Source organism: Dactylosporangium sp. CA-092794, from assembly GCF_050948465.1.
GTDB lineage: Bacteria > Actinomycetota > Actinomycetes > Mycobacteriales > Micromonosporaceae > Dactylosporangium.
On record NZ_CP192044.1, the window covers coordinates 2,713,127 to 2,738,847 of the forward strand.

Consider the following 25,721-nt stretch of genomic DNA (forward strand, 5'->3'; position numbering starts at 1 on the left):
ATGGCAGTCTGGGGCATCGTCGCGGCCGGTGGGCGGGGAGCGCGGCTGCTGCGCGGCCTGCGCGCCGGGTGGGCGATCGAGGGGCTGCTCGTCGGCGGGGCCGCCGCCTATCTCGTGCTGCGCCAGCCGCTGCTGGCCGTCGGGCTCGGCGTGCTGCTGGCGATACCGGCCGCCCTGGCCCGCCCCGGCCTGCTGGTGGCGGTGCTCGTGCCGCTGAGCGTGCTGAGCAGCGGCGTCGGCAACGGCCTGGGCCTGCTGGTGGCCGGCATCGCCGTGCTGCTGGTGGCGGTGGCCTGCCGCGCCGCGGTCGGCACCCGGGAGCGGGCCCGGTTCGGCCGGCCGCACCTGGCCATCGTGCTGCTCGGCACGGTGCTGATCCTCAGTGTGCACGGCGCCGGGCCGAGCACCCGCGCCTCCGACCTGGGCGGCCTGCTCGCCGGGCTGGCGTTGCTCGCCGCGGTGGCCGCGCTGCCGGCCCGGCCGCGCACGGTGGCCCGGCTGGTGGTGCTCGCCGGCGGCGCGGCGGCGGTGTCCGGGCTGATCGCCGGCGTCGAGGTCAGCGGCCGGCTGGCGGGCGTGGGCCTGCTGGCCAACTACTTCGGCGCGATGCTGGCGGTGCCCGCGGCGGCCGGCGTCGGCCTGGCCCGCGTGGAGCGGCGCATCCTGTGGCTGGTCCCGTCCGCGCTGTGCGTGGCCGCGATCGTGCAGACCCACTCGCGCGGCGCGGCGATCGCGGCCGGCGCGGGCCTCGCGGTCGCGCTGCTGGCCGGGCGGCGGCTGCCCGCCCAGATCGCCGGCGCGGCGCTGGTGGCGGCCGCCGCCGTGGTCATGCTCCACGTCGCCAACCCGCTCACCGAAGCCGTGGTCAGCGGCCGCGACGCCGACCAGCTCGACATCAACAACCGGGTCCGGCTCGACGCGGTCCGGCTGGCGCTCACCGAGGCCGCGCACCATCCGGTGCTGGGCATCGGCTACGGCGCGTTCCCGCAGGTCGCCGCCGAGGATCCGCACCTGTACCTCTACATGAACACGCACGACGACTACGTGCGGCTGGCCGCTGAGTCGGGTGTGGCGGCCCTGCTGCTGTTCCTGGTGCTGCTCGGCGCCGGGCTGTTCGCCCGGGCCGGCCCCGCCTTCGTGCCGCTGCTGGCCGGCGTGGGCACCGGCGCGGCCAACCTGTTGTTCGCCAACTCCCTGGCCAATCTCACCGTCAGCGGCGTGTTCTGGGTCTGCCTCGGCACCCTGCTCGCCGGGCGGAGGAAGGAGACCGTCAATGCTTGACACCACCGCCGGCAGTACCGAGGAGATCGAGGCGGGCGACCGGTTCGCCTTCGGCGACAACTGGACGTCGTTCGCCGGCCTCGTCGACGAGGAGCGCATCGCCTCGGCGACCGAGTCGCTGACCCAGTCCCTGGGCGTCACCGACCTGACCGGACTGTCCTTTCTGGACATCGGCTGTGGCAGCGGCCTGTTCTCCCTCGCCGCGCACCGCCTCGGCGCCCGCGTGCGCGCGTTCGACTTCGACCCCGCCTCCGTGGCCGCCGCGACCGAGCTGCGCCGCCGCTTCGCGCCGGGGGCGGCCTGGAGCGTGGAGACCGGGTCCGTTCTCGACGCCGATTACGTGGCCGGGCTCGGCCGGTTCGACGTCGTGTACTCCTGGGGCGTGCTGCACCACACGGGCCGCATGTGGGACGGCCTGGCCGCGGCCGCCGCCCTGGTCGCGCCCGGCGGGAGGCTGTTCGTCTCCATCTACAACGACCAGGGCTTCGCCAGCCGCAACTGGCGGCGGGTCAAGCGCACCTACAACCGCTCGGGCAAGGCCGGGCGGATGCTGCTGGTGACGCTCAGCGGGCTCTACCTGAGCCGGCACCGTCCACTGTGGGCGCTGATCCGCGCCGTGCGGCCCGGCCGGCGCACGGCGCCCGCGCCGCGCCGCCGGGGCATGTCCCGCCGGCACGACCTGGTCGACTGGGTCGGCGGCTACCCGTTCGAGGTGGCCCGGCCCGAGGAGGTCTTCCGGTTCATCACCGGGCGGGGGTTCGTGCTACGCCACCTCACCACGTGCGGCGGCGGGATCGGCTGCAACGAGTACGTCTTCGAGCGGGTCGGGGACCCGGCGGCGTAGCGGGGCCGGCCGGGGCAGCAGCCGCCGCAGCGGCGTGCCGCTGGCCCGGCAGAACCGGCCGATCTGCACCGCGGCGACGAGCACGTAGCTCACCGACGAGGCCAGCGCGCAGCCGACGATCCCCAGCCGCGGCACCAGCACCAGCACGGCCACCACGTTGAGCGCCAGGGCCACCGCCGACGGGGCGGACATGGTCAGCGGCCGGTGCAGCCGGACCAGGTAGGCGCTCACCTGCCGGGCCGCGCCGAGCGCGAACATCCCGGGGGCCAGCGCGTACAGCGCCGGTACGGCACCGGCGAACTCGGCGCCGTACCCGGCCGGCAGCAGCACCGGCGCGGTGAGGCACAGCGCCGCGACGGATCCGCCGGCCAGCATCACCGACGTGCGGGTGGCTCGCACCGTCGCCGCCGCGACCGCGCCGAGGTCGGCGGCCGCCTGCCGGGACAGCGCCGCGCGGGCGAGCGCGTCGGTCGGGATCCGGGTGAGCTCGGCGAAGGTCACCGCCACCGTGTAGAGCCCGACGGCGTGGGTGGAGGCGAGCGCCCCGAGGAGGATGACGTCGAGCCGCTGGGTCAGGTACGCCGCGACGGCGCCGGTGTGGTAGCGGGCGCCGAGCGACAGCGCCCGGCGGGCCAGGCCCGCGTCGAAGCACCGCAGCCGCGGCCGGGTCGCGGGCAGCAGCAGTACGAGCGGCGCCGCCATCGCGAGGGTCCACAGCCCGACCACCCACCCGACGGTGATCCAGCCGGCCGCGGCGACGGCCAGCAGCGCACCGCACTGCACGACGCCGGAGAGCAGCTGCGAGCGGTCGACCACGCCGACCCGGCCGGAGAGCATCAGGGCGGAGGAGAGGTACAGCCCGGTGATCATGGCCGGCACCGCCAGCAGGCCCAGCGCCAGCAGCCCCGGCTCGCGGGTGGCCTGCAGGCCCAGCGCACCGGCCGCGGCCAGCCCGGCCGCGGCGGTGCCCAGCAGCGGGCCGAGCACCGCGCCGTTGGCGGTGAGCGCGTCGCCGCGGCCCGGCCACAGCCCGACGAACGCCTGCTCCAGCGAGAGGTGACCCAGCGCCATCGCCGCCGTCGCGATCGCCACCACGATGGCGTAGGCGCCGCGGCCCTCCGGGTGCAGCGCCCGCGCGACGATGATGCCGGTCGCCCCGCCGAGCGCGACCAGCACCAGCCGGACCGCCACGCTGCGGGTCGCCTGGGGCAGCGGCCTCATGGCCGGGCGATGGGTCCCGCGCCGTCCGCGGCGGCGGCCGGCTGCGCGGCCGGCCGGTCCAGGAACCGCCGGTGCCACAGCTCGAACTGCAGCAGCGACCACAGCCGCCGGCTCTCGTCGACGCCGTCGGCGTGGCGGCGCAGCATCGCCCGGACGTGCTCTTGTCGGAACAGGCCCCGGCCGCGCGCGGTGTCGTCGGTGAGCAGGCTCCAGGTCAGCTCGCTCAGGTCGCCGCGCAGCCACTGCGCCAGCGGTACCCCGAAACCCATCTTCGGCCGGTCGATCACCTCGGCCGGCAGCCAGCCCGCCATCGCCCGCTTGAACAGGTACTTCGTCGTCCCGCCGCGGACCTTCAGCCGGGTCGGCAGCCCGGCCGCCCAGGCCAGCAGGTGCTGGTCCAGCAGCGGGGAGCGGGCCTCGACCGAGTTCGCCATGGTGGTGACGTCCACCTTGGCCAGCAGGTCGCCGGGCAGGTAGGTGTTGATGTCGGCGTCGATCAGCCGGCCGATCGCGTCGGGCGAGCGGGAGCGTCGGCAGGCGTCCTCGAGCAGCGCCAGACTGTCCACACCGGACAGTTCGGCGCGCAGGTCGGGGGTGTAGAGCGCGTCCAGCTGCCCGGCCGAGAAGATGGTCATCAGGTGGCCGTAGCGGGCCGCCGGCGCCTCGCCGAGCAGTTGCAGCGCCCACCCGGCGCGCCGGGTGAGGGTGTGCGGCGCCGCCCGGCCGGCGAGGTGGCCCAGCCGCTGCAACAGCCGCCGCGGCGGCAGGGCCGGCAGCCGGGCCAGCAGGCGCATCGCGGTGTAGCGGCGGTACCCGCCGAAGCACTCGTCGCCGCCGTCGCCGCCCAGCACGACGGTCACGTGCGGCCGGCACAGCCGGGCCACGGCGAGGCTGGGCACCGCCGACGGGTCGGCGAACGGCTCGTCGAAGTGCCACGCCAGGTCGCTGAGCAGCTCGCGCAGCTCGGCCCCGGCCGGCGGGCGGACGACCAGCTCGTGGTGGTCGGTGCCGTAGCGGTCGGCCACCATCCGCGCGTAGCGGCGCTCGTCGAAGCGGGGCTCGTCGAAGCCGATGGAGAAGGTGCGCACCGGCGCGCTGGACAGCCGGGCCATCGCGGCCACGACCGCCGAGGAGTCCAGGCCGCCGGAGAGGAACGCGCCCAGCGGCCGCTCGCCGACCAGCCGGACCCGCACCGCGTCCAGCAGCAGCTCGCGCAGCCGCTCGGCGGCCTCGTCCTCGTCGGGCACGGGCCGCTCGGAGCTGTCCAGCCGCCAGTAGCGGTGGACCCGGGTGACGCCGCCCTGCCAGGTCAGCAGGTGCCCCGGCGGCAGCTTGGCCACGCCCGCGTAGATCGACCACGGCGCCGGCACGTACTGGTAGGTCAGGTAGTGGTGCAGCGCGACCACGTCCAGCCGGGGCGCCAGGCCCGGGTCGGCCAGCAGCGCCTTGGCCTCCGAGGCGAAGGCGACGCCGGCGCCGGTGTCCCGCCAGTACAGCGGCTTCTTGCCGACCCGGTCGCGGGCCAGCAGCAGCCGCTGCCGCCGGGCGTCCCACAGCGCGAACGCGAACATGCCGCGCAGCCGGTGCACCAGGTCGTCGCCGTACTCCTCGTAGAGGTGCACCAGGCACTCGGTGTCGCCGGCGCCGGTGAACCGGTGCCCGCGGCGCAGCAGGTCGGCGCGCAGCTCGGGGAAGTTGTACAGCTCGCCGTTGCAGATCGCGACGACGGTACCGTCCTCGTTGGACACCGGCTGCCGCCCGCCGGCCACGTCGACGATCGCCAGCCGCCGCATGCCCAGCGCCGCGGCCGGCTCGGCGTGCAGCCCCTCGTCGTCGGGCCCGCGATGGACCAGCGCGTCGCACATCCGCCGCACGAGCACCGGGTCGGCCCCCGCGCCGGCGGTGCCCGCTATGCCGCACACCGGCGCCCCACCAGGCCGGCGTAGAGGTCCAGGTGCTGCTGCACCATCGTGTCGCAGTGCAGGTGCGTGCGGCTCCAGCGGCGCGCCGCGCGGCCCATCTCCCGGGCCCGGTCGGGGTCGCCGAGCACCTTGGCGACGGCGTCGGCCAGCCCGCGCGCGTCGCCGGGGCGCACCAGGATCCCGCGGCCGTCGCCGAGCAGCTCGGGCGTGCCGCCGACCGAGGTGGCCACGACCGGCCGGCCGGCCGCCATCGCCTCCATCACCGCGTTGGGCATGCCCTCGCTCATCGACGCGAGCACCACCACGTCGGCGCGCGCGATCAGCCGGTCGACGTCCTGGCGCGCGCCGAGCAGGCGGACGTCGAGGCGCAGCTCGGCGGCGCGGCGGGCGAGCTCCGCGTGCTCCGGCCCGAAGCCGGCGAAGACGAACGTGCACGGCAGCCGGCGCTTGCGCAGCAGCCGGCCGGCCTCCAGCAGGCTGGCGTGGCCCTTGCCGGGCTTGAGGTTGGCCACGCACAGCACCACCGGCCGGCCGGTGTCCAACAGCGCCGGCTCGGCCTCGTTGAACGCCTGCTCCGGCAGGCCGTTGTAGATGACCCGGACCTTCCGGGCCGGCACCCGCTCGGTGGTGCGCACGCAGTCGGCGACCGCGTAGGCGTTGGCCACCAGCAGGTGGGTCAGCCGGTTGGCGATCCGCTCGGCGGCGAGCGCCCAGTGGTGCCCGCGCTTGAAGTCGTCGAGGCTGCGCCGGCCGGCGACGACGACCGGCACCCCCGCCAGCCGGGCGGCGGGCGCGGTCAGCACGTAGCTGTGGAACAGGAACGCGTGGACGAGGTGCGGCCGGGCGCCGATGAAGTACCGGGTCAGCCGGACCAGCGCGCCGGCCAGCTGGGCCACCGCCCGCCAGCCGGGCACCGGCACCAGCCCGAGGTAGACCACCGGGACCCCGGCCTCGCGCAGCGCGGCCTCGCGGGGGCCCTCGGTGGTGAGCACGACGACCGTCACGTCCACGCCGCGCCGGCGCAGCCCGTCGGCGAGCAGGACCACCTGTTTCTCGGTGCCGCCCAGGCCCAGCTGCCCGATGACGAGACACACCCGCAGCTGGCCGCGCCGGGTGGACGCGGTCGCCCGGACCACCGATGGCAATTCACTCACGTTCGTCAGGTTAGGTGGGGGTACGACGAAATTGGCCGGTTTTTCGAAGTCTGCCCACATCTGCGCCTGAGATGGGTAGTTTTCTAGCCAGGCGAAGCCGCCAAGTGCATTCCCCATCGACGTTGGAGCTGCGATCGTGCCAGGCGCGACGCCGGACGGACCGGCGACCTACCTCGTCACCGGCGGTGCCGGTTTCATCGGCTCACACCTGGTCGACGCGCTGCTGGCGCGCGGCGACAAGGTCATCGTGCTGGACAACCTGTCCACCGGACGGTTGTCCAACCTGGACAGTGACCGGCCGCGGCCGAACCTGCGCTTCGTCCACGGCTCGGTCCTCGACGAGCTGGTCGTCGACGAGCTGGTGCACCAGTGCGACGTGGTCGTGCACCTGGCCGCGGCGGTCGGCGTGAAGCTCATCGTCGAGCAGCCGCTGCGGTCGCTGACCACGAACATCCGCGGCTCGCAGATCGTCATCGAGGCGGCCTACCGGCACCGCCGCACGATCCTGCTGGCGAGCTCCTCGGAGATCTACGGCAAGAACTCCTCCGGCCCGCTGCGCGAGGACGCCGACCGGATCATCGGCAGCCCGGCCGTGGTGCGGTGGGCGTACAGCACCGCCAAGGCCGTCGACGAGATCCTCGCCAACGCCTACCACGCCGAGCGCGGCCTGCCGACCATCGTCGCCCGGCTGTTCAACACCGTCGGCGCGCGGCAGAGCCCCGCCTACGGCATGGTCATCCCGCGGCTGGTCCGCCAGGCGCTGGCCGGGCAGCCGCTGAGCGTCTACGGCACCGGCGCGCAGACCCGCTGCTTCGCGCACGTCGCCGACGTGGTCGCCGCGCTCGTCGCGCTGCTGTCCACCCCGGCCGCGATCGGGCAGACGGTCAACATCGGCTCCAGCGAGGAGATCAGCATCCGCCGCCTGGCCGACCTGGTCATCGAGGCCGCCGGCAGCCCATCGCGGGTCGAGCTGATCCCGTACGAGCGGGCCTACGGCGCGGGCTTCGAGGACATGGACCGCCGGGTGCCCGACACCGGCCGGCTGCGCGCGCTGACCGGCTGGGCGCCCCGGCACGCCCTGCGCGACGTGCTCGCCGACGCCATCGCCGAGGCGCGTGCCGAGGCCGCCGCGGACACCGCCGCCGCCCCCGCCGGGCAGCTGATCCGCTCGTGACCCCGCCGTCGCTGACCGCCACGGCCGTCGCGGCGCTGGCCGCGGTGCCGCTGTCGGCCGTGCTCACCGCGGGCTGCCGCCGGGCGGCGCTGCGCTGCGGGCTGGTCGACCGGCCGGGCGGGCACAAGCGACACGCCGCGCCGACGCCGTACCTGGGCGGGGTGGCCGTGGTCGGCGCGACCCTGCTGCCGGCGCTCGCCGTCGCCGCGACCGGGCCCGCGCCCGCCGGCACGCTGCTGCTCGCCGTGGCGGCGCTGTCGGTGGCCGCGGTCGGCCTCGCCGACGACGTCGCGCCGCTGGGCATGACCGGCCGCCTCGCCGCCGAGGCCGTGGCCGCCACGCTGGTCGTGCTCGGCGGCCACACCCTCGTCGTGTCCGGCCTGCCGTGGCTGGACGGCGCGCTCACCGTGGCCTGGATCGTGCTGGTCACCAACGCCTTCAACCTGCTGGACAACATGGACGGCGCGGCCGCCTCGGCCGCCGTGGCCACCGCCGTGCTGCTCGGCGCGGCGACGGCCGGCGCCGGCTCGGCCGTGCTGTGGTGGTGCCTGGCCGGCGGCTGCGCCGGGTTCCTGTGGCACAACCGGCCGCCGGCCCGCATTTTCCTCGGCGACACGGGCTCGCTGTTCGTCGGGTTCGTCGTCGCCGCCGGCACGGTCGCCGCCGCGCCCGACCGGTCGCTGTCCACTGTGGTCGTGCCGGTGGCGCTGGCCCTGCCCGCCCTGGTCGACACGACGCTGGTGGTCATCTCCCGGCGCCGGGCCGGGCGGTCCTGGCACGACGGCGGCACCGACCACGTCGCGCACCGCCTGCGCCGCCTGGGCCTGTCCGCCGGCCAGGTCCCGGCCGTGCTCGCCGGCGCCGCGGCGCTGTCGGGCGGGCTCGGGCTGGCCGTGCTCGGCGCGGCCGTGCCCGCGGCCACCGCCCTGGCCGGCGCGGTCGCCGCCGGCACCACCGCCGTGCTGCTGCTGTTGCGCGTGCCGGTGTACGCCGGGCCGATCGACCCGCCGTCGCCCGCCCTGAGTGCCGCCGCCCGAACGTCACAGCCCGCCCCCGACCGGTCACACTGAACCCGAGAGGACCCGCGGCGTGGAGCTGCGCTCGATCCTCCCGCTGCTGCGGGAGCGCTGGAAATCCATCACCGCCACCGTGCTCGTGGCGATCGCCGTCGGCGCCCTGCTCACCGCGCGGCAGACGCCGTGGTACGAGGCGCACACGACGCTGTTCGTCTCCGCCTGGGGCGACGCCAGCGACGTGTCGAAGGCCTACCAGGGCGACATGCTGTCGCGGCAGAAGGTCAAGTCGTACGCCCTCATCGTCCGCGACAAGCGGGTCATGAGCGGCGTCGTCGACCGGCTCGGCCTGCGGATGTCGCCGGAGGCGCTCGCCGCCCGGGTCAGCACCGAGACGGTCGAGGACACGGTGCTGCTGACGATCCGCGCCACCGACCCGTCGCCGCAGCAGGCGCAGCGCATCGCCACCGCGGTCGCCGAGGAGTTCATCGACATCGTGCCGTCCCTGGAGGCCACGCCCGACGGGCATCCGGCCGCGGTGCGGGTCAGCCTGGTCAGCCCCGCCGACGTGCCGGGCGTCCCGGTGTCGCCGCAGCCGGTGCGCAACCTGGCGCTGGCCCTGGCGGTGGGGCTGCTGGCCGGCATCGCGCTGGCCGCGGCTCGCCAGGCGCTGGACACCAGCGTGAAGACGGCCGAGCAGGCCGAGGAGATCACCGGAGCGGCGCTGCTCGGCGTGATACCGGCCGACGCCGACGAGGACCGGATCCCGGTCATCGCCACCGACGGCCCCGCCGGACACCAGGCCGAGGCCTACCGCCAGGTGCAGACCAGCATGCAGTTCATGGACGCCGACCGCAAGACGAAGGTCGTGGTCGTGACCAGCTCCGTGCCCGAGGAAGGCAAGTCGATCACGTCCTGCAACCTGGCGCTGTCCATCGCCGAGTCCGGCCGCAAGGTGCTGCTCATCGACGCCGATCTGCGCCGCCCGCAGGCCGCCGGCTACCTCGGCGTGCCCTCCGGCGCCGGGCTCACCAGCGTGCTGGTCGGCCAGGCCGAGCTCGACGACGTGATCCAGCCGTGGGGCGACACCTCGCTGTCGGTGCTGGCCAGCGGGCCGATCCCGCCCAACCCGAGCAAGCTCGTCGGCTCCAACCACATGCGCCAGCTCCTCGAAGAGCTGCGGGCCCGGTACGACATGGTCATCATCGACACGCCGCCGGTGCTGCCGGTCGCCGACGCCATCGTGCTCGGCACGGTCGCCGACGGCGCCGTCTTCGTGGTCCGCCACGGCCGCACCCGCCGCGACCACGTGCGCGAGGCCGCCGCCACGCTGCGCCGGGCCGAGGTCGACGTGCTCGGCCTGATCCTCAACATGGTGCCGCGGCGCGGCCAGGACTACGGCTACTACGGCGCCTACTCGGTGCCCACCCACGCCGCCGGCGGCGCACCCGGCGGCCGCAGCGGGCGCCTGGGCGGCCTGCGCGAGAAGATCGCGCTGCGGCTGTGAGCGCGCAGGAGCAGTTCCGGCTGCTGTACGTCTGCGTCGGCAACGTCTGCCGCTCCGTGCTCGCCGAGCGGATGACCCGCCGGGAGCTGGAGCGCAACGCGCCGTTCGCGGGCCTGTTCCGGGTCGGCAGCGCCGGCACCCGCTGCCGCGGCAGCCGGCCCATGCACCCCTACACCGCCCGGCTGCTGGCCGACCGCACGGCGGACACGTCCGGCTTCGCGGCCCGGCGGCTCACCGCGGAGCTGGTGCGGCACACCGACCTGGTGCTGACCGCGACCGTCCGCGAGCGCGACGACGTGCTCGGCCTGCTGCCCGCCGCGATCCGCCGGACGTTCACCATCAAGGAGTTCGCCCGGCTCGTGGCCCGGGCGGCCGACGCGGGCGATTACCGTCCGGCCGACCCGGTCGAGCGGGCCCGGCAGATCGTCGTCGACGCGCTGCGCTGGCGCGGGCGCGTGCCCTACCGCGTGGACGGCGACCCGCTGCCGGACGACATCCCCGACCCGGACCGGACCGTCGAGGCGTTCCAGGCGTGCGCCGCCACCGTCGACCGGGCGGTGCAGGCCATCGTTCCCGCGCTGTGCGGGCCCGCCCGGGCGCCGGGCGGCGCCGCGGTGGACCGCGATGCCTGAGCGGCGCCCGGCGCTGGACGGCCTGCGCGCCGTCGCGGTCGTCGCCGTCGTGCTGTACCACCTGCGCGCGCCCTGGCTGCCCGGCGGCTTCCTCGGCGTCGACCTGTTCTTCGTCCTCTCCGGCTACCTCATCACCGGCCTGCTGCTGCGCGACGCCGAGCGCGGGCCGCTGGACCTGGCCGCCTTCTGGGTGCGTCGCGCCCGCCGCCTGCTGCCGGCGCTCGTGGTCATGCTCGGCGCCGTGCTGGTCGCGATCCGGCTGTGGGAGCCGGCGCCGCTGTGGCGCGTCCGGCAGGGCGACGCGCTCGCGGCGCTGTTCTACTACGCCAACTGGCACGACATCGGCGCGGCGCACTCCTACTTCGACGACACCGCCGCGCCGTCGCCGCTGCGGCACATGTGGTCCCTCGCCGTCGAGGAGCAGTGGTACCTGCTGTGGCCGCTCGTCCTGGCCGCGCTGATCGCGCTGCGGCTGTCCCGGCCCACCGTCGTGGCGCTGCTGTGCGCCGCCACCGCCGCCAGCGCGGTGACCATGGCCGTGCTGTACGACCCGGCCGACCCGATCCGCTCCTACGCCGGCACCGACGCCCGCGCCCAGCAACTGCTCATCGGCGCGCTGCTGGTGCTGCTGACCCGCCGCTACCCGGGCGGCGCCGCGCCGGCCGCCCGGCTCGCCCCGGCCGCCGCCGCGGCCGGGCTGGTGCTGCTGCTCACCGTGCGCGACTCCGGCGACTTCTACTACCGCGGCGGCGCCACCCTCACCGCCGCCGTCTGCGCGCTGCTGATCTGGTGCGCCGAGCGGGCACCCGGCACCCGGCTCGTGCGCCTGCTCGCCACCGGGCCGCTGCGCGGGCTCGGGCGGATCTCCTACGGCGTGTACCTCTGGCACATCCCGGCCATCGCGTTCGCCCCGCACCTGCTGCCCGGCGTGCCGGCGCCGGCCGCCGCCGTCGTGCTGACCCTCGGGCCGGCCCTGCTGTCGTACCACCTCGTCGAGCGCCCGGTCCGTGCCGGGCGCCCCCGGTTCGCCTGCCGGACCACCGGCCGGTTCGTCACCAGCGCGGCGGCCGCGGTCGCCGCCTGCGCCCTGCTCGCGACCGCGGTCACCACGCGGCCGGACGGCCGGCAGTCCGAGCAGCTCGCCGCCGCCGACCGGGCCGTGTTCGGCGGCGCGGCCGACGGCGCGGCGGTCGGCGGCCCGGCCGCCGCGATGGCCCGCACCGGGGACCCGAGCGCGCCGCCGCCAGCCGAGGCCGGGTTGTGCCCCGACACCACGTCCCTGTGCGAGCGCGCCCCGGCGCGACCCGGACAACGGACCGCCGCCGTGGTCGGCGACTCGGTGGCCCGCTCGCTCGATCCGGGCATCGCGGACCTGGCCGCCCGCAAGGGCTGGGGGTACATCCTGGCCGCGCACAACGGCTGCGGCCTCACCGGCCTGGTCAGCGTCGACCCCGGCAGCGGCCGCGCCAAGCCGTTCATGCAGCAGTGCGCCGAGCAGACGCCCGGCCGCATCCGGCAGCTGCTCGCCGACTACCGGCCCGGCCTGGTGATCGCCTACTCCCGGTGGGAGAACTTCGCGCACCTCGGCACCGACGGCCGGCCGGTCGCACCGCCGAGCGCCCGCTGGGCCACCGACGTGCACGACGGGCTGCGCGCCTTCGCCGAGACGGTGGTGCACTCCGGCGCCACGCTCGTGCTCATCTCCGTGCTGCCGGCCGCACCGGCCGACCCGGCCTGCCTGACCCACCCCGACGGCCGCGGCTGCGGCGCCGCCCCGGACGAGACGACCGCCGCGGTCAACCGCATCTACGCCCGAATCCGCGACGAGGTACCCGGCGTGAAGCTGGTGTCGCTGCAGGACGCCCTCTGCCCGGACGGCCGCTGCCGCGCCGTCGTCGACGGCCTGCTGGTGCGCTTCGACGGCCTGCACTTCTCCGCCGACGGCGCCCGCTGGTTCGCCCAGCGCCTGGAGCCCCTGCTGCCCTAGCCCCTGGGATTAGGCCGCCCCGGCCGTTCGTGCGGCCTCCGGGTCCTGGGCGGCCGAACGTTGTGCCGCTCGGCGCAGCGCCACCCAGGACCACCGCGGCACCGCCGTGGTGCTCCGAATGCGGCCAGCGATGCCCGGCGCGCGGGTCGCAACGCGTTCGGGCGGGAATGGCCCGCGATCACGCCACACACGTCGGCCGCTGCACGCCGCGAACCGCGGCGCAAGGACCGGAAGTCTCCGCGATCATGCCGCACGAGGCACCGACACCACGGTTTTTCATGATCACGGAGCGCTGATGTACCCCTGTGTACCAGAAGTCTCCGGGATCATGGCAAACCCGGTGTGCGGCCACCGCGGGCATCATGATCACGGAGACATACCTCCGCCCGCATGGACTCTGCGCTAACCTGGCCCCGTGAGCACACGCCGAGCCGTCGAGCCGACCGTCGCCGGCTCAACGGGCCCGGGGAATGCCATGTCGCTGAGTTGGACGCTGCGACACCACGGGTGGGTCATCTGCGTGGTATCCGACCGGCATGCGCGCGCTGAGGCCGTCGCGTCCTACGTGACCGGCGGCCCGGAGGAGTTCCTGACCGCCGTGACCACGGTCGTCCTCGGCGCGGCCGATGCTCGGGCGGAGTTCGAGGCGGAGCCGACCGTCTACCGGTGGATCTTCCACCGTCGCGGCACCGACGTTGACATCCGGCTGCTGGAGGTTCCATCGGGACGCCTGCCTGACGATGCCGGAACGGTCGCGTGGACCAGCCGCCAGACGATCGACGCACTCGCCCGCGCCGTTCTTCGCGCCTTCGACGAAGCCATGGCCGAATACGGCGAAGACGGCTATGCGACCGCTTGGGGCCGGGCCTTCCCGGGCGTCGAGCTCGACGCTCTGCGAACCGCCTGGCGCACGCCGGACCAAACGCGACACCTTCGATAGCGTCGGCACCGGCACCATGCCGGTCGGGAACGGCCTGGTGCCGGGTGTCGCGCTATCGGATGACCTGGTCGCCGAGGACGCGGCGGGCGTCGTCCGGCTTGTCGACGCACATGGCGTAGACGGCCTCGCCGCCGCAGATCGAGGTGGCCAGGAGGCCCTCGATGTTGATGTTTGCCTCGGTGAGCTTGCGGGCGAAGCGGCCCGCCTCGCCGGGCTGGTCGGCGCACTTGATCAGCATGGCGGGGTGTTCGGTGAAGGCGACGCCGGCCGTGTCGAGCGCGGTGCGCGCGCTGTCCTCGTCGCCGGCGGTGAAGTAGACGAGGCCGCGGTCGCCGGCGGTCACCCCGCCGATCTCCACATTGACACCGCGCTCGCCGAGCGCCTCGCAGACGTGCGCCAGCTCGCCCGGCTGGTTCTTGAGATCAACGGTGAAGATGTTCATGGTGGGGTGGTCCTCCTTTCAGGAGCTCGGCAGGAAGCTGCTCCATCTCGGGCGGGGCCGATTCCGGTTTGCGCTCCAGGAAACGCAGCAGCTCGACCGGGAACGGCAGTACCACCGTGGAATTCTTCTCGGCCGCCACCTCGACCATCGTCTCCAGCAGTCGCAGCTGCAGTGCCGTGGGCGTCTGCGCCATCGTGGCCGCGGCGCTCGCGAGCTTGCGCGACGCCTGCAGTTCGCCGTCCGCGGTGATGATCCGGGCGCGCCGTTCCCGCTCGGCCTCCGCCTGACGCGACATCGAGCGCTTCATCGACTCCGGCAACGAGACGTCCTTGATCTCCACGCGGTCGATGTGGACGCCCCAGTCGATCGCCGGGCTGTCGATCATGAGCTCCAGGCCCTGGTTGAGCCGTTCGCGGTTGGTCAGCAACTCGTCGAGGTCGCTCTTGCCGATGATGGAACGAAGCGACGTCTGCGCCACCTGGAGGACGGCGAAGGTGTAGTCCTGCACCCTCACCGCGGCCCGGACGGGGTCGGTGACACAGAAGTACACCACCGCGTCCACCTTGACGGTGACGTTGTCGCGCGTGATGCCGTCCTGTGCCGGTACCGGCATGGTGATGATCTGCAGGTTGACCTTCTGCAGGTGGTCGATGACGGGAACGATCATCGCTAGGCCCGGCCCGCGGGTCACCTCGCGCAGGCGCCCGCACCGGAAGATCAGGCCGCGTTCGTACTGCCGGACGATCCGAACGCTGGCCACCAAGCCGACGACCGCCATGATCAACACGATGATCAAGAATGCAGTCATGAGAGTTCGTGCCACCCTTGTCGCCTTAGTTGTACCGTAGCGCCACTTTTCGCGTGCGGAATCACCCGCCGTCCACGGGCAGGGCGGCCGGCGCGTGCACGATCGGGTCGTGGGAGCGCCACGACGGCTCGCCGGCGGGGGCCAGCCGCGGGAACCGCTCCAGCAGCGCCTCCAGCGCGGCGCGGGCGGTGAGCCGGGTCAGCGCGGCGCCCGGGCAGTAGTGCGGACCCAGCCCGAAGGACAGGTGCGGGTTGGGGGAGCGGTAGGGGTCGAACCGGCCGGGGTCGGCGAAGCGGGCCGGGTCGCGGTTCGCCGCCGCGGTCATCACCACCAGCTCCGCGCCGGCCGGGACGGGCCGGCCGGCGAGCGTGACGTCGCGGGTCGCGCGGCGCAGCACGCCGAGGACCGGCGGTACCATCCGGGCGGCCTCCTCGACCGCGCCGGCCACCGCCGTCCGGTCGCGCGCCAGCCCGGCCCACGCGCCCGGCCGGTGCAGCAACGCGTGGACGGCGTTCACCACCAGGTTCTGCGTGGTCTCCACCCCGGCGAAGAGCAGCATGAGGCTGTGCGCGCCGACCAGCTCGTCGCGCTCGCCCCACGCCGCGCCCAGCGCCGCCGGCACCGGCGCCCGCAGCCGCCCGGCGCGCAGCCCGTCCCGCAGCGCCCGGGTGGCGCCGGCCATCGCGGCGAGGCCCGCGCGGCGGGCGACCGGGTCGCGGGCGTCGGCGTCGGCGCGCTCCAGCGCCCGGGCGCGCCGCAGGAACTCCTCCGTCTGTGTGCCCGGCGCGCACAGCAGATCCGCGACGACCCGGGCGGCCAGCGGGTGGGCGAAGTCGCCGAGCAGGTCGAACCGTGGCCCGCTCAGCCCGGCCAGCAGCCCGCGGGCCAGCTCGGCGATGTCCGCGGTGAGTTCCGCGACCGCGCGGGGGGACAGGGCCCGGGTCACCGGCACCCGCTGTACCGTGTGCTCCGGCGGATCCAGGAAGAACAGCCACCGCGCCGACCAGTCGGTGAAGCCGGCCAGGCGGTCCCGGTCGGCGGCCGGCACCCGGGGGATCACGGCCGAGGAGAAGGCGGCCGGGTCGTGCAGCACCGCCGCCACGTCGGCGTGCCGGGTCAGCACGAAGCGGCGCAGCCGATCGCTCCAGAACACCGGCTCGGCGGCCCGGAGCCGGTCGAAGGCCGCGAAGGGATCCTCGGCGTATCCGGGGCCGAACGGGTCCTGCGTCACCGGACGGGCCGCTCCTGCAGCAGTGCGTCGACCACTTCGACGGCCCGCGTGAAGCGCTGCTGGCTGGGGCCGTCGATCAGGGTGTACGGCCGGCCGAGCCGGGCCAGCTCGCGCTCCCAGGCGGCGTGGAACTCCCGCCGCTCCGCCGGGGTGTTGCGCCCGTCGTCGCCGGCGAACGGAATGTCCGGCGCGGTCAGCAGGTACAGGTCGGCGGTCGCCTCCCCGGCCGCCTCGCGCAGCCAGCCGGGGGCCGTGCCGAACAGCCGCTCGCTCCACATCCGCACCGACAGCACCCCGGTGTCGCAGATCAGCACCCGGCTGGCCCGCCGTGCGAGCACGTCCTCGGCGACCCGCTGGCCGTGGGCGGCGAGCGAGATGTCGGCGGGGCTCACCGCGCCGGCGCCCGACCCGATGGCGCGCAGCCGCTCCGGCACCCACACCGTGCGATAGTGCTCGGCGAGCCGCGCCGCGAGCGTCGTCTTGCCGGTGGACTCGGCCCCGACGATGCACACGCGGCGCGCGTACCAGGCCCGCACCGGCGGCGGCAGGTACCGCTCGAACGCCCACGGGTCGTCGCGCACCTGCGTGCCGGAGACCGGGATCGCACTGCGGTCGACGGCCACGAACCGGGCGCCGAGGCGCCGCGCCAGCCCCGCCCCGTAGGCCTCGCCGGCGAACAGGAAGTCGGGGCGCACCCGGTCCAGGATCGCTGCCACCCAGCGCTCGCTCGCGTCGGGCCCGTCCTGGACCGCGGTGAGCGTCACGCCGGGGTACAGCTCGGCCAGCCAGTCCCGGCGCACCGCCCAGGGCACCGGGTCGCCGGGCTCGACCCGGACGAAGACGTGCAGGTCGGCGACGTGGGCGCGGGCGAACTCGATGAGGTACCGGTGGCCGTCGTGGACCGGCAGGAACCGCCCGAGGACCACGCCGCTGCCCTCGTCCCCGCCGGGTTGCGGCCCGAACTGCTCCGGCGCGAACCCGGCCAGCCGCTCCTCGCGGGCCCGCTCGGCGGCGGCGTCGAGTTCCTCGTCGGTCGGCGCGGGCGGGTCGTCGTAATAGGCGAAGCTCGACCCGTACCAGGCCAGCGGGGGAGGAGAAGCGGCAACGGCCATCCCGGAAGAATACGACCCGCAGCAGTGCGCCCACCTCGGCGCACAAGCCCTCATCGGCGCCGACCCCGGGGCGGCGCGGCGCGGCGGACCGGTGCGGATGTCGCACCCGCGGGGCGCGGCCTCCGATCCGCGCGGCCGGGCCGGACGTATGTCTCCGTGATCATGATGCTCGCGGTGGCCGCACACCGGGTTTGCCATGATCCCGGAGACTTGTGGTACACGGGGGTACATCAGCACTCCGTGATCATGAAAAACCGTTGGTGTCGAGGCCGGGTGCGCATGACGCTTCTATAGGGAAGGTGATCGGGCCCGGGGTTCGTGATCCGCTAGGTTCGATGCCGGTGATCTTGGATGACTCTTCCGTGATCTGACCACCGTGTGGTGTGTCTTTCGCATGACGTGTCGACAAGGTCACCGGCGTCGGCCCAGCTCGCTGTCCCTTGGCCTGATCAGAAGCCTGTCCGTGCTCAACCACGTGACTCATCACAGATGTGCCATGGTCAGCACCGTGTTCCCGGGCCGACGCCGTTGCAACGGCAGCGCTCATGGAAGGAACCACCGTAATGACCATGGTGACAGATCGTCGGGGCCGGCGTCGCCGGGCAGCGCCCGCCGGGCAGGGCGGCCGGGCTGTGTCCACCGCGTGGGTGGTCGGGGTCGACACCCACACCGACACCCACACCGCGACCCTGGTCGACGAGGTGAGTGCGGTCCTGGCCCAGACCGAGGTCCCGGCCACCCCGGCCGGCTACGCGCAGGTGCAGGCCTGGGCGCAGCGGCAGATCCCGGCCGGGCAGCGGATGTTCTGGGCGGTGGAGGGCACCCGTTCGCACGGGCACGGCCTGACCCGGCACCTGCAGGCCGCCGGGTACCGGGTCGTGGAGGCCGTGAAACCCGAGCCGGCCCGCCGGCGGCGGGGCAAGTCCGACCCGATGGACGCCACCCACGCCGCCCTGGCCGCGCAGGCCGTGGAGCGGGACCCCGCCGCCCGGCACGCCGAACCCCGCGCCGACGGCCGGCGGGAGGCGCTGCGGATGCTGCTGGTCACCCGCCGGCACGACTCCGACGTGCGCACCGCCACGGTCAACCTGTTCAAATCGCTGCTGCTCGGCGCCGGGCAGCTGCGCGAGACGCTGCGCGGGCTGACTACCACCCGGCAGGTCCGCGCCGTGGCGGGCCTGCCCGACGACCCGGCCGCCGACCTGGAGACCCGGGTCCGGCTGCAGGCCCTGCGCCGGGCCGCGGCCACCATCGCCGAGCTGGACCGGGCCATCGCCGCGGCCGAGAAACAGCTCGCCGGGCTGGTCAAGCAGGCCTGTCCCGGCCTGCTCGACCAGCCCGGCGTCGGCCCGGTCACCGCCGCGACCCTGCTCACCGTCTGGTCCCACCACGGCCGTATCCACAGCGAGGCCGCGTTCGCCGCGATCGGCGGGATCAGCCCCTACCAGCCAGCTCCGGCCGGGTCGTCCGGCACCGGCTCAACCGCGGCGGTGACCGCGCCCTCAACACCGCCCTGCACACCATCGTCACCGCCCGCCGGCGGATGAAACACCCACCAACCAGCGACTACATCACCCGCCGCACCACCGAAGGCCTCTCCAACAAAGAAATCCTTCGATGCCTCAAACGCTACGCCATCCGCCAGCTCTACCGCTTCCTGGAAGCCAACGCCGTCGACGCTTGACAAAACCCTTCACAGATCACGGAGACTTCCGGTGCCGGCGGACGTGACCGAGCTCAGCTCGACCCGGCGCCGTAGCGGAGTCCGTCGATGAGCAGGGCGACCATGCGATGGTCGGCGGCGAGGTCGGTGCTCGCCGGCGAGCAGAGCCGGGACACCGCGCTCAGCAGTTCCCTGGGCTCGACGCCGGCGCGGATCTCCCCGGCGGCGGCCGCGGCGGCGAGCAGCGATCCGAGGGCGGGCTCGAAACGCTGCTGGAAGTAGACGGGCAGCGGCTCGAAGGCGGGGTTGCCCGAGTGCAGGGCCGCGGCGAGCCCGTGCTTGGCCGCGACGAACCCGGTGAACCGGTGCAGCCAGCGGACGAGGGCTTCGAGCGGCTCGTAGGTGGCGGCCAGGGTGGTCGCGGTGTCGGCGCAGGCGTCGACCTCATGCCGGAAGACGGCGGTGATCAGGTCGGCGCGCTCCGGGAAGTGCCGGTAGAAGGTGGCGAGGCCGACCCCGGCCTTGGTGGTGATCTCACGCACCGGGGCGTCCACGCCCGAGGTGCGGAAAACCTCCCGGGCCGCGTCGACCAGCGCGTCGATGCTGCGCCGTGCGTCGGCGCGCACGGGTCGTGCCCGGTCAGGCGTGGCCGCGCTCACTGCGGTACTCCCGGTTGCATAAGTGAGAAGGTGTTCCGTATTGTGGGTATCTGATAAACCGTTCCGTTTGGCCGATGCTACGCCACCGGAGGAGAGCCATGCACTACCGCACGCTGGGCCGCACCGGCATCCAGGTCAGCCCCTACTGCTTGGGCGCCATGATGTTCGGGGCCATCGGCAACCCGGATCACGACGACTCGATCCGCATCATCCACAAGGCCCTGGACGCCGGCATCAACTTCGTCGACACGGCCGACGTGTACTCCCGCGGAGAGTCCGAGGAGATCGTCGGTAAGGCGCTGCAGGGCCGCCGCGACACCGTCGTGCTGGCCACCAAGGTCAACGGCGTCATGGGTGACGACCCCAACCAGCGCGGCATCTCGCGCCGCTGGATCATCGCCGAGGTCGAGAACTCGCTGCGCCGGCTGCGGACCGATTACATCGACCTGTACCAGATCCACCGGCCGGACCCGGCCGTCGACATCGAGGAGACCCTCTCGGCCCTGACGGACCTGATCCGCAGCGGCAAGGTCCGGGCGATCGGCTCCTCGACCATGCCGGCCTCCGACATGGTCGAGGCGCAATGGGTGTCCGAGCGGCGCGGCCTCGAGCGGTTCCGGTCCGAGCAGCCGGCCTACTCGATCCTCGACCGCGGCATCGAACGCGAGGTCCTGCCCGTCGCTCAGCGCTACGGCATGGGCGTGCTGGTCTGGAGCCCGCTGGCTCAGGGCATGCTCACCGGGCGCATCCGCAAGGGGGCGCAGACCGACCTGCGCCGCGCCGCCATGTTCAAGCACATCACCGACGAGCGACGCCTCGACGCCGTCGAGCAGATCGTCCCGCTCGCCGAGAAGGCCGGCCTGCCGATGACCCACCTGGCGATGGCTTTCGCGATCGCCCACCCGGCGGTGACCTCGGCGATCATCGGGCCGCGCACGATGGAACAGCTGGACGACCTGCTCGCCGGCGTCGACGTCACCCTTCCCGACGAGATCCTCGACCGCATCGACGAGATCGCCCCGCCCGGCACCGACGTCGGCGTGCTGGACATGGCCTACCAGCCGCCCGCGATCCGCAGCGCGAACCTGCGCCGCCGGCCCGTCGGCGAACGCGCCGCCGCGTAGCGCCGGGCAGCGGTGAGCCGCGGGTGAGCGGCCCGTCGCCGGACCGCCCACCACGGGGATCGGCTATCTGATCTGGTACACGTGGACGCCCGGCGGAGAGCCCTCCGTCGACGTCGCCACGAGGCTGCCCGGTGCGCCGTCCAGGAAGCTGCCGGGCCGGCGTGACCCGTCGAGCTCGAGGTAGGTGCCCGCGCCGTTGGTGTAGCCGACGGTCGCCGACGTGCCGCCCAGGCCCCCGGCGCCGCCGCTCGCGTCGCCGGTCTCCCAGGTCAGGTGGGTGTATTGCAGCACGATGTCGAACGCGCCCGGCGCCACGTCGGAGCGGTCGACGACGTAGATTTGGAAGGAGTTGAGCTTGTCGGCGTGCTGCGCGTAGTAGCCGACCTTGTCGTAGTCGACGCAGAACGCCCGGCGGCCGTTCACGGTGCCGAAGCCGTACCGTGCCGGCGTGGTGCCCTCGGCCCGGGTGTCGATGTCGGCCCACCAGCCGGCGATCATTGCCGTCGTGAGCCCGGACAGCGGCGCCGAGGTGTAGTCGGAGACCGGGCGGTCGAAGGTGATGTTGCCGTTGTTGTTGACCCACAGCGCGTTGAACTCGCGGCCCTCGAAGTTCACCGCGAACCCGAGCGGGATCTGCGGGCTCGACTCGTCGTCATTGGGTGCGACGGTGTTGGCCTGGCAGCTCAGGCCGCCCTGGCCGCCGTTGACCTGGAAAGCGTAGGCGCCCGTGAAGCCGCCCGAGTTGTAGACGCGGATCTGGTACCGGCCGCCCTGGCGCAGTCCGGTCACGCCGAGGAAGCCGCAGCCGTCGCCCCGGCTGCGGGCGATCGGCTGCCCGTCGGGCCCGATGACGGTGAGCGAGAACGTCGCCGGATCCGGGCAGACGCCCGAGGTCGTGACGGTGAGGTCGGCGCCGGTGTCGAGGTCGATGGTGTAGACGTCGGTCGCGAACGCGGTGCCGATCGTGCCGTTGACGGTGTCACCGGCGTGGATCGCGGTGGTGTCCTCGACCGGCGCGGCCAGCGGGCCCAGGTCGACGGTGGTGCGCAGCAGGTTGGCCACGACGGCCGCCTGGGCGGCGTAGGCCGGGTCGCCGGTCAGGCCGACGTCGAGGATGCACTGTTCGAGGCCCGCGCCGGGGCGCAGGCCGGCGTTGCGGCAGACCTGCTCGGCCTGGGCGCGCACGTCCGCCGGCAGCGACTCGATCGTCGCCGGCGCGGTGGGCAGCTGCGGTAGCGCCTCGGCGTCCGGCAGGGCGGTGCGGAACAGCGAGGCGGTGCCCACCGCCCGCCAGCCGGCCCCGAACGAGCCGTAGACCTGCGCCGCGTCGTGCGCGTTGGTGACCGGCGTCCCGTCCCGGCCGACCAGGTCCTGGGTCCGCTCCGTGTCGGCGTTGCCCAGCAGCCCGCGGACCTTGCCCACCCGCGCGTCGGACAGGTCGACGAAGGTGTTGTCGCCGGTGTACCGGCCGGCGGCCAGTTCCGTGCCGTCGGGCCAGTGGACGAAGGCGCCGTTGGCGTTGGAGTACGTCAGCAGCGCACCGCCGGGCAGGTTCACCCGGGCGCCGTCGGCGAGGGCGATGCGCTGCCCGTCGAGGGTCGCCACGAGTGGCTGGCCGGGCTGGACGGCCGGGTCGTCGCCGAACGCGATCACCGAGTCGCCGACCCGGGCCGCGATCGCCCGGTTGAAGGCGATCGTGGGGTTGCCGCGCCGGCCGTAGCGGGTCTGCACGAGGAAGTTGTCGGTGGTCGACTCGACGGTGACGTAGTCGCCGGTGGCTTGGAAGTCGTAGCTGAGGCCGTCGAAGGTGACCAGGTGCGGGTCGCCGAAGCTGCCACCCTGCCGGGGGTGGCGCGGGGTGTCGGGCACGGGGTTGCCGTCCGGCGGGATACCGTCACCGGGCTCGCCGCCGGGCGGCAGGTCGTCGTCGGTGTCGCAGGCGTCGCCGGTACCGTCGCCGTCCCGGTCGGCCTGGTCGGCGTTGCCGACGGTGGGACAGTTGTCCAGACGGTATGTCGCGCCGGTCCACGGCTGGCTCTCCGGCACGCCGTCGAGGTCGTGGTCGTTGGAGGGGTACGCGCCGGTCACGTCCACCAGGTACGGTGCGATGTCGGCCGACGCGGTGAACAGGTACGGCCGGGCGTAGGTGCCGTTGCCGGCCTGCGCGGTGACCTCCAGCCGGCTCATCGCGATGGTGAAGACCTTTTGCATGTCGCTGCCGAGCGCACCGGGGCAGAAGTCGATGGCGTCGTTGACGACGATCTTCGACGTGACCTTCACGTCGACGTGCGTGAGGACGCCTTTCGCGTCCGCCTGCGGGATGAACGTGAGCGGGCCGGTGAAGTCCCGGGTGTCGGGCTTCGAGCCGGTGGTCCGGCTGGACTCGCCGAAGTGGCCGGCGAGCAGGCCCGGGACGGTCGCGGCCTCGGCCGCCTTGAAGTCGATCTTCCAGTTCTTGCCGATCGCGGCGCTCGCCGACGGGAACTCGGTCAGTTGCCGCACGGTCGGGGACTGCGGCGCGGCGAGCGGCGGCGGAGCGGCCGAGACCGCGTTCTTCAGCTTGGTCTTGAGCTGCTCGACCGCGTCACGGGTCGGCTGCACGGTCGCGAACGACGGGTCCGAGAGGTCCTCCCGGGCCTGGGTCGCCCGGCCCCCCTGGAGGTAGATGCTGTACGCCTGCGCGGCCCGCGCGCCGACGGCGGCCCGCAGGTACGGGATCAGCGTGGTCTGCACGTACGTCCGGGCCAGGTTGGCGTCGCTCGTGCTGAGCGGCCGGCACTTGTCGGCCTCGGTGCCGAACGGCCGGACGTACTGCCAGAACGTCTGCCCGCGCAGGCTGGTCAGCTCCACGGACCAGGCACCCCGCACGACCCGCAGCTGCACCGGTACCCGCGACATGTCGGCCGGGTCCAGGCTCACCACCTCGGCGGTGGCCGTGGACAGGCCCAGCGCCGCCGGGTCGATGGTGACCGCGATCGGCCTGGCGAACCGCAGCCCGGTCGGCGAGATGTCGACGATGGGCGCTCCCCACGCGCCGGTGTCCTGCGCCGGGATCAGCTGCGTGAAGTTGATCGCGGTCGGCCGGGACAGCGCGCCGCGCGGGATCTCCACCCGCCAGCCGGGCCCGGAGTAGGTGCCGCCGCCGGGTCCGACGGTGACCGCCGGCGCCAGCCGCTGCAGCGCGAGGTCGCCGGCCTGCCCCGTGGCACCGGCGACCTTGGCCAGGGTCAGGCCGCCGATCCGGCCGGGCGCGGTGGCCGTGATCGCCAGCGTGCCCTCCGGCAGCCGGGACAGCGTGTAGCCGCCCTGCGCGTCGGTGGTCGCGGACTGGTCGGCGTAGCGCACCCGGGCACCGCCGACGGGCGCGCCGGTCTCGGCGTCGACCACGCGGCCGGTGAGACGGCCGGGCCGGTTGCGCAGCCGCTGCTCGACGGTCACGCCGCGGGAGAGCACCTTCGTCGCGATCTTGGTGGAGACGTCGAGGTTGCTGCGGCAGCCGGCGCGCAGGACCACCTCCACGGTGTACCGCCCGTCGGCGTCGGCAACGGTCTCGGCGGGCAGCATGCCGCCCGCCACGGCGACCGTCGCGCCCGGCTCGGTCGTGCCGGACACCATTACCGAACCGCGATCCGTGCTCGAAGGCGCGCCGGCCGTGAACGCCGGCGGCCTGTGGTGGTGTGCTCCAGGGCCGCCAGCGGCCGCGGGCATCGCCACCGCGGTACCGAGCACCGCGCCCGCCAGCGCCGCGACCCAATATCGGAATCGATGCACTACCCCTCCCCATGGGATTACGAAAAGTAATCACATGGTCACGTCGGGGTATTCGGTATGCAACGCCGTTCGGCTCGCTCTGCCCCGCCGTGCGGTCGCATGCCGGTCGAACGAACGGCCGCGCCAAGGGCTCAAGCGTGCCAGCCATGGTGACAACGGTATGCAAGCCAGCATAGACTTGTTCAACTAGCCGAACCCGCCGACGACGCTGGGATGCCCGCATGACCGACGCTCAGCCCTGGACCCTCGGATACACACGCCGGCAGTTCACGGTCGGCGGAGGCTCGATCAGCTGGCTGGAGCTCGACGAGTCGAAGGCGGCCGCCGGCGTCCCGATCGTGATGGTGCACGGCATGCAAGCCTGTGCACTCGACTACTGCGAACTCGGACGCCTGCTGGGTCGGCGCGGCCCCGTCTATCTGCTGGACCTGCGCGGCCACGGACACTCCTCGGCCGCCCCGGACAACCCCATCGCGGGGTCCATGGCCGACCAGGTCGATGTGGTCGTGGCCTTCCTTCGCGAAATCGTCGGCCGCCCGGCGGTGGTGGTCGGGAACTCGTTCGGCGCGATGATCTGCGCCCGCGTCGCCCGCGTCGCGCCCGGCGACGTGCACCGGTTGGTCCTCATCGGGCCCGCCATGACACCGTCCCGAGCCCCGCTGAACCTGACCCGGACCCTGCAATGGCTCGTGCAGAAGCCGCGGCTGGTGCGCAAGGTCTACGACGACGACGTTCGCTCCGGCAAGCGGCGCGAGGACCCGGACGGTCTCAAGGCCGATGTGGTGCCGAATCTGGACCTCATACCCGCTGCGTACCGGCAAGCCATCCGAGCCGAGCCCGAGCCCGCCTGGTCGGTCGGCAACCCGGACGGGCGCCGCAGTCTCTGGCGCGGCCGCAACGACGTGTGCCAGCAGCTCAGCCGGCCAAGGATGCTGAACGACCTGCTCAATGCGCTGACCACTCCCGGGCTCTGGCTGCACGGCATCGACGACCCGCTCATGCCCGCGGTACCGGCCGAAGCTCTCCGGCGTCTCCTGCCGGGCTGGGACGTTGAAGTGGTCGGCGAAACCGGCCATGAGCCGCACCTGGAGCGAGTCGAGTGGACCTCGAAGTGCATCGACGCATGGCTCGGCCGCGCCGTCCCAGGGGGCGGGTGACCGCGCGCGGACCTCTCCGTTTTCGGAGGGCCGGTGTCGCCCATGCCCGGGTCCGGCGGCGTAGCTTGGTGACCGCCGA

20 protein-coding genes and 1 pseudogene are annotated in these 25,721 nt (G+C 74.0%); 12 read left to right on the top strand and 9 right to left on the bottom strand.

Annotated elements, in window-relative coordinates; translation table 11 throughout:
- Together ACQPXD_RS11865 and ACQPXD_RS11870 are read left to right on the top strand one after the other, a co-directional pair.
- Complete coding sequence (locus ACQPXD_RS11865) at window positions 1-1,281, top strand: O-antigen ligase family protein (RefSeq protein WP_432837665.1); 1,281 nt, start codon at window positions 1-3, stop codon at window positions 1,279-1,281.
- Window positions 1,274-2,125, top strand: coding sequence for a class I SAM-dependent methyltransferase (locus tag ACQPXD_RS11870; protein WP_432837667.1), 852 nt, complete (start codon window positions 1,274-1,276; stop codon window positions 2,123-2,125). Before ACQPXD_RS11865 ends, ACQPXD_RS11870 begins: the two co-directional genes overlap by 8 nt.
- Here the strand turns inward: ACQPXD_RS11870 and ACQPXD_RS11875 are convergent.
- The 3 genes from ACQPXD_RS11875 to ACQPXD_RS11885 are packed head-to-tail and all read right to left on the bottom strand — an operon-like array spanning window position 2,045 to window position 6,422.
- On the bottom strand, window positions 2,045-3,346 hold the full coding sequence (locus ACQPXD_RS11875; protein WP_432837669.1) for a lipopolysaccharide biosynthesis protein: 1,302 nt from the start codon (window positions 3,344-3,346) through the stop codon (window positions 2,045-2,047). The two genes, ACQPXD_RS11870 and ACQPXD_RS11875, sit on opposite strands and share 81 nt — an antisense overlap.
- Window positions 3,343-5,268 carry an asparagine synthase (glutamine-hydrolyzing) gene (gene asnB, locus ACQPXD_RS11880; protein WP_432837671.1) on the bottom strand — a complete coding sequence of 642 codons (1,926 nt, stop codon included), beginning with the start codon at window positions 5,266-5,268 and terminating at the stop codon, window positions 3,343-3,345. The genes ACQPXD_RS11875 and asnB overlap by 4 nt, the downstream gene beginning before the upstream one ends.
- Entirely contained in the window at window positions 5,256-6,422 is a 1,167-nt protein-coding gene (locus ACQPXD_RS11885) for a glycosyltransferase (protein ID WP_432837673.1), read from the bottom strand. The genes asnB and ACQPXD_RS11885 overlap by 13 nt, the downstream gene beginning before the upstream one ends.
- A 136-nt stretch (window positions 6,423-6,558) precedes the next feature.
- Here ACQPXD_RS11885 and ACQPXD_RS11890 point away from each other — a divergent pair, with 136 nt between their 5' ends.
- The 6 genes from ACQPXD_RS11890 to ACQPXD_RS11915 all read left to right on the top strand — a co-directional run bounded on the left by ACQPXD_RS11890 (window position 6,559) and on the right by ACQPXD_RS11915 (window position 13,675).
- Window positions 6,559-7,596 (top strand): NAD-dependent epimerase/dehydratase family protein, encoded by a 1,038-nt coding sequence (locus tag ACQPXD_RS11890; protein WP_432837675.1) that lies wholly within the window; start codon window positions 6,559-6,561, stop codon window positions 7,594-7,596.
- Window positions 7,593-8,666 (top strand): glycosyltransferase family 4 protein, encoded by a 1,074-nt coding sequence (locus ACQPXD_RS11895; protein ID WP_432837677.1) that lies wholly within the window; start codon window positions 7,593-7,595, stop codon window positions 8,664-8,666. The genes ACQPXD_RS11890 and ACQPXD_RS11895 overlap by 4 nt, the downstream gene beginning before the upstream one ends.
- Before the next feature lie 19 nt (window positions 8,667-8,685).
- On the top strand, window positions 8,686-10,116 hold the full coding sequence (locus ACQPXD_RS11900; protein ID WP_432837679.1) for a polysaccharide biosynthesis tyrosine autokinase: 1,431 nt from the start codon (window positions 8,686-8,688) through the stop codon (window positions 10,114-10,116).
- The gene (locus ACQPXD_RS11905; RefSeq protein WP_432837681.1) at window positions 10,113-10,748 is read left to right on the top strand and encodes a low molecular weight phosphatase family protein; all 636 of its coding nucleotides are present in this window, start codon (window positions 10,113-10,115) and stop codon (window positions 10,746-10,748) included. Before ACQPXD_RS11900 ends, ACQPXD_RS11905 begins: the two co-directional genes overlap by 4 nt.
- Window positions 10,741-12,735: an acyltransferase family protein gene (locus ACQPXD_RS11910; protein WP_432837683.1), complete on the top strand. Its 1,995-nt coding sequence runs from the start codon at window positions 10,741-10,743 to the stop codon at window positions 12,733-12,735. Before ACQPXD_RS11905 ends, ACQPXD_RS11910 begins: the two co-directional genes overlap by 8 nt.
- 475 nt (window positions 12,736-13,210) lie before the next feature.
- Complete coding sequence (locus tag ACQPXD_RS11915) at window positions 13,211-13,675, top strand: hypothetical protein (RefSeq protein WP_432837685.1); 465 nt, start codon at window positions 13,211-13,213, stop codon at window positions 13,673-13,675.
- 52 nt (window positions 13,676-13,727) lie between these two features.
- Here ACQPXD_RS11915 and ACQPXD_RS11920 read toward each other — a convergent pair whose 3' ends face one another.
- From ACQPXD_RS11920 to ACQPXD_RS11935, 4 genes are all read right to left on the bottom strand, one after another.
- Window positions 13,728-14,117: an ACT domain-containing protein gene (locus ACQPXD_RS11920; RefSeq protein ID WP_432837687.1), complete on the bottom strand. Its 390-nt coding sequence runs from the start codon at window positions 14,115-14,117 to the stop codon at window positions 13,728-13,730.
- Window positions 14,098-14,925 (bottom strand): slipin family protein, encoded by an 828-nt coding sequence (locus tag ACQPXD_RS11925; protein ID WP_432837689.1) that lies wholly within the window; start codon window positions 14,923-14,925, stop codon window positions 14,098-14,100. Before ACQPXD_RS11925 ends, ACQPXD_RS11920 begins: the two co-directional genes overlap by 20 nt.
- A 61-nt stretch (window positions 14,926-14,986) precedes the next feature.
- Window positions 14,987-16,156 carry a cytochrome P450 gene (locus ACQPXD_RS11930; protein ID WP_432837691.1) on the bottom strand — a complete coding sequence of 390 codons (1,170 nt, stop codon included), beginning with the start codon at window positions 16,154-16,156 and terminating at the stop codon, window positions 14,987-14,989.
- The gene (locus tag ACQPXD_RS11935; RefSeq protein ID WP_432837693.1) at window positions 16,153-17,268 is read right to left on the bottom strand and encodes an AAA family ATPase; all 1,116 of its coding nucleotides are present in this window, start codon (window positions 17,266-17,268) and stop codon (window positions 16,153-16,155) included. Before ACQPXD_RS11935 ends, ACQPXD_RS11930 begins: the two co-directional genes overlap by 4 nt.
- Before the next feature lie 569 nt (window positions 17,269-17,837).
- Here ACQPXD_RS11935 and ACQPXD_RS11940 point away from each other — a divergent pair.
- Window positions 17,838-18,778 (top strand): annotated as a pseudogene (locus tag ACQPXD_RS11940) (IS110 family transposase); the annotation flags it as partial.
- 33 nt (window positions 18,779-18,811) lie between these two features.
- Window positions 18,812-18,952 carry a hypothetical protein gene (locus ACQPXD_RS11945; RefSeq protein WP_432844390.1) on the top strand — a complete coding sequence of 47 codons (141 nt, stop codon included), beginning with the start codon at window positions 18,812-18,814 and terminating at the stop codon, window positions 18,950-18,952.
- Between the two features lie 53 nt (window positions 18,953-19,005).
- Here the strand turns inward: ACQPXD_RS11945 and ACQPXD_RS11950 are convergent, their stop codons facing one another.
- On the bottom strand, window positions 19,006-19,557 hold the full coding sequence (locus ACQPXD_RS11950) for a TetR/AcrR family transcriptional regulator (RefSeq protein ID WP_432837694.1): 552 nt from the start codon (window positions 19,555-19,557) through the stop codon (window positions 19,006-19,008).
- 131 nt (window positions 19,558-19,688) lie between these two features.
- Here ACQPXD_RS11950 and ACQPXD_RS11955 point away from each other — a divergent pair, with 131 nt between their 5' ends.
- Window positions 19,689-20,714, top strand: a complete 1,026-nt coding sequence (locus ACQPXD_RS11955; RefSeq protein WP_432837696.1) for an aldo/keto reductase — start codon at window positions 19,689-19,691, stop codon at window positions 20,712-20,714.
- A gap of 63 nt (window positions 20,715-20,777) precedes the next feature.
- Here ACQPXD_RS11955 and ACQPXD_RS11960 read toward each other — a convergent pair whose 3' ends face one another.
- A complete protein-coding gene (locus tag ACQPXD_RS11960) occupies window positions 20,778-24,329 on the bottom strand; it encodes a nidogen-like domain-containing protein (protein WP_432837698.1) in 3,552 nt (1,183 codons plus the stop codon).
- A gap of 377 nt (window positions 24,330-24,706) precedes the next feature.
- On the opposite strand from ACQPXD_RS11960, the gene ACQPXD_RS11965 reads away from it, so the two are divergent.
- Window positions 24,707-25,642, top strand: coding sequence for an alpha/beta fold hydrolase (locus ACQPXD_RS11965; protein WP_432837699.1), 936 nt, complete (start codon window positions 24,707-24,709; stop codon window positions 25,640-25,642).
- The last annotated feature ends 79 nt before the right edge of the window (window positions 25,643-25,721 follow it).